At 71.9% G+C, this 3,170-nt stretch carries 4 protein-coding genes and 1 pseudogene; 4 read left to right on the top strand and 1 reads right to left on the bottom strand.

Annotated elements, in window-relative coordinates; all coding sequences use genetic code 11:
* Positions 1-23: 23 nt before the first annotated feature.
* Positions 24-701, bottom strand: a complete 678-nt coding sequence (locus tag ABD205_RS05420) for a Crp/Fnr family transcriptional regulator (protein ID WP_425572780.1) — start codon at positions 699-701, stop codon at positions 24-26.
* A gap of 172 nt (positions 702-873) precedes the next feature.
* On the opposite strand from ABD205_RS05420, the gene nth reads away from it, so the two are divergent.
* The 4 genes and pseudogenes from nth to ABD205_RS05400 all read left to right on the top strand — a co-directional run.
* Positions 874-1,605 carry an endonuclease III gene (gene nth / locus ABD205_RS05415; RefSeq protein WP_344043178.1) on the top strand — a complete coding sequence of 244 codons (732 nt, stop codon included), beginning with the start codon at positions 874-876 and terminating at the stop codon, positions 1,603-1,605.
* Positions 1,605-2,210, top strand: coding sequence for a TlpA family protein disulfide reductase (locus ABD205_RS05410; RefSeq protein ID WP_344043176.1), 606 nt, complete (start codon positions 1,605-1,607; stop codon positions 2,208-2,210). Before nth ends, ABD205_RS05410 begins: the two co-directional genes overlap by 1 nt.
* Positions 2,207-2,905: an NUDIX hydrolase gene (locus ABD205_RS05405; protein ID WP_344043175.1), complete on the top strand. Its 699-nt coding sequence runs from the start codon at positions 2,207-2,209 to the stop codon at positions 2,903-2,905. Before ABD205_RS05410 ends, ABD205_RS05405 begins: the two co-directional genes overlap by 4 nt.
* Positions 2,887-3,170 (top strand): annotated as a pseudogene (locus ABD205_RS05400) (MarP family serine protease); the annotation flags it as partial. The gene ABD205_RS05405 and the pseudogene ABD205_RS05400, both read left to right, overlap by 19 nt.

Below are 3,170 nucleotides of genomic sequence, written 5' to 3'. Positions count from 1 at the left end.
CGTTGGGATTGACCTCTCGGCGACTATCGGGCGCGGCGGGCCATTCGCTCGACGTCCATGATGACCACGCTGCGCGGCTCGAGGCGCAGCCAGCCACGCGACGCGAAGTCGGCGAGCGCCTTGTTGACCGTCTCGCGGGAGGCGCCGACCAGCTGGGCGAGCTCCTCCTGGGTGAGGTCGTGGTGCACGTGGACGCCGTCGTCGGCGGTGCGGCCGAAGCGGTCGGCGAGGTCGAGCAGCGCCTTGGCGACCCGGCCGGGCACGTCGGAGAAGACCAGGTCGGCGACGACGTCGTTGGCCTTGCGCAGCCGGCCGGCGAGCTGGGCGAGCAGGCCGCGGGCGACGACGGGACGGCCCTCGAGCCAGCGGAGGAGGTCCTCGTGCGACAGCGACGCGAACGTCGCGTCGGTGACGGCGGTGACGGTCGCGGAGCGCGGGCCGGGGTCGAAGAGCGAGAGCTCACCGAACATCTGACCGGGACCCATGATCGCCAGCAGGTTCTCGCGGCCGTCGGACGACGTACGCCCGAGCTTCACCTTGCCCTCGAGCACGACGTACAGCTTGTCGCCCGTGTCCCCCTCGTGGAAGAGCACGTCCCCGCGGCGCAGCTTGGTCTCTGCCATCGACGCGTGGAGGGCCGCCATCGCCTCGTCGTCGAGCGCGCTGAACAGCGGCGCCTGACGGAGTACGTCGTTGTCCACCCCAACCTCCTGAAGCTGTCGACCCCACCCAGACAGCAGGGCCCTCAGCAGGATCCTAGCCAGTGGAATTCCTCACAGCGTGGACGCCCTCCCGTTGGGACTGCCTCGTGGTCGCCACGGGCGGGTCGGTGCGGTGGCTGGCGATGTCGGCGACGCGCCGTACCCTTGCCCCGTGCCGGGCCCGTCAGCCAGTCCCTCCCCGAGCGCCGTCGAGACCGCGACGGCGCTCGTGCGCCGTGCGCGGAAGATCGATCGCATCCTCGCGGCGACCTATCCCGACGCGAAGGCCGAGCTCGACTTCGACAACCCCTTCGAGTGCCTCGTCGTGACGGTGCTGTCGGCACAGACGACCGACAAGCGCGTCAACGCCGTGCGGCCCACGCTGTTCGCGGCCTACCCCGACGCGAAGGCGATGGCGGGTGCCGACCGGGCCGCCCTCGAGGCGATCGTGGGCCCGCTCGGCTTCTTCCGCGCGAAGACCGATGCGCTGCTCAAGCTGAGCGCGGCCCTCGTGGCCGACCACGACGGCCAGGTGCCGCCGTCCCTCGACGCGCTCGTCAAGCTCCCCGGCGTCGGCCGCAAGACCGCCAACGTCGTGCTGGGCAACGCCTTCGACATCCCCGGCATCACCGTCGACACCCACTTCGGGCGGCTCGCGCGCCGGCTCGGCTTCACGGCCGAGACCGACCCGGTGAAGGTCGAGCACGCGGTCGGCGCGCTCTTCCCGAAGCGCGACTGGACGATGCTCAGCCACCACCTGATCTGGCACGGCCGCCGGGTCTGCCACGCGAAGAAGCCGGCGTGCGGCGCCTGCCCGGTGGCCAAGCTGTGCCCGTCGTACGGCGCCGGCCCGACCGACCCGATCGCGGCCGCCGCCCTCGTGCGCACCGAGGGGCCGAACTGATGCGGCGCGCGGCCCTCGCCCTGGTCGCACTCGCGGTGCTCGTCGTGACCTCCGCCTGTCATGGCGGCGCGACCGAGCTCACGCCCCCCAATGAGTCCAACGTCAAGGTCGACACCCCCGCCTATCGCACGCTCAAGGCCCGGGCCGGCATCGAGGACTGTCCCGCCGCTGCCACGACGGACGGCGGACTGCCGTCGAAGTCGCTGCCCTGCCTGGGCGGCGGCCGGCGCGTCGACCTCTCGACGCTGAAGGGGCCGCTCCTGCTCAACTTCTGGGCCGCCTCGTGCGGGCCGTGCCGCAAGGAGATGCCCGCGCTCGCCGCGTTCTACAAGAAGTACGGCGACCGCGTCGGCGTCCTCGGCATCGACTCGGCCGACACCCAGCCCGGCTCCGCGCTCGAGCTGGCCAAGCGGTCGGGCGTCACCTACCCGCTGGTCGCCGATCCCGGCGTCGACCTGCAGGGCACCGCACTGACGGTCCGCGGCTATCCGACCTTCTTCTTCCTCTCGGCCGACGGGACGCTCAGCAAGCCTGTCGCGGGCGGCCTGGCCTCGCTCGACGAGGTCGTCGCGCTGGTGGAGAAGCAGCTGGGGACCCGCCTGTGACCCGTCCGCACTGGCTCGACCCGGTGGTGGCCGCGCTCGACGAGATCACCTGGCGCGACCTGACCGTCTTCGGCGTGCCTTCCGGCGCGACACCGAGACGCTCCGCGGTGCTGATGCTCTTCGGCGAGGGTGCGTCCGGGCCCGACCTCCTGCTCACCGAGCGTGCCCACACGATGCGCTCCCACCCGGGTCAGGTCTCGTTCCCCGGAGGCAGGCTCGACCCGGGTGAGACGGCCGTCGAGGCGGCGCTGCGCGAGGCCGAGGAGGAGGCCGGGGTCGCGCCGGACGGTGTCGACGTGCTCGGCGAGCTGCCCGAGCTCTACCTGCCGCCCAGCGACAACGCCGTCACGCCGATCGTCGCCTGGTGGGAGGCTCCGCACGACGTCGAGCCGGCCAGCGTCGACGAGGTGCACGCCGTCTACCGCGTGCCGATCAGCGAGCTGCGCGATCCGGCCCACCGGATCATCGTCCGCTCGCCGCGGCAGGGCTGGGTCACGCCCGGATTCCTCATCGGACCGGACAAGGACGTCATCCTCTGGGGGTTCACCGCGGGTGTCGTGCAACGGTTCCTCGGATTCCTCGGTTGGATCGACGACATGCCGGACGCGCCGGAGGTCGAGCTGCCGGCGTACATGCTCGGTGGCCGCGAGCGCGCCGGCGGCAGGGATGTGAAGGAATGGCTGGAGGACTCGTGAACTGGATCGACTGGGTGCTGGTCGTCCTGGTCCTCGCCTATGCGCTGTCCGGCTACTGGCAGGGCTTCATCACCGGTGCCTTCGCGACCGGCGGGCTGCTGCTCGGCGGTCTGGTCGGGGTCTGGCTGGCGCCGAAGGCGCTCGGCGACGCGTCGCCGAGCGTGTGGGTCTCGCTCGGCGCGCTGTTCATCGTGATCGTCGCGGCGTCGCTGGGTCAGGGCATCCTGCAGTACGCCGGCGCCAAGATGCGCGACCGGATCCCGTG

Origin of the sequence: Nocardioides panacihumi, from assembly GCF_039530925.1 — a bacterium.
Lineage (GTDB): Bacteria > Actinomycetota > Actinomycetes > Propionibacteriales > Nocardioidaceae > Nocardioides > Nocardioides panacihumi.
Note: the sequence above shows the minus strand (reverse complement) of the source record. Positions and strands in the feature narration are given on the sequence as shown.

Bases quoted from the DNA above. Each gene is read 5' to 3' on its own strand.
- ABD205_RS05410 (WP_344043176.1), top strand. From the start codon at position 1,605: ATGCGGCGCGCGGCCCTCGCCCTGGTCGCACTCGCGGTGCTCGTCGTG.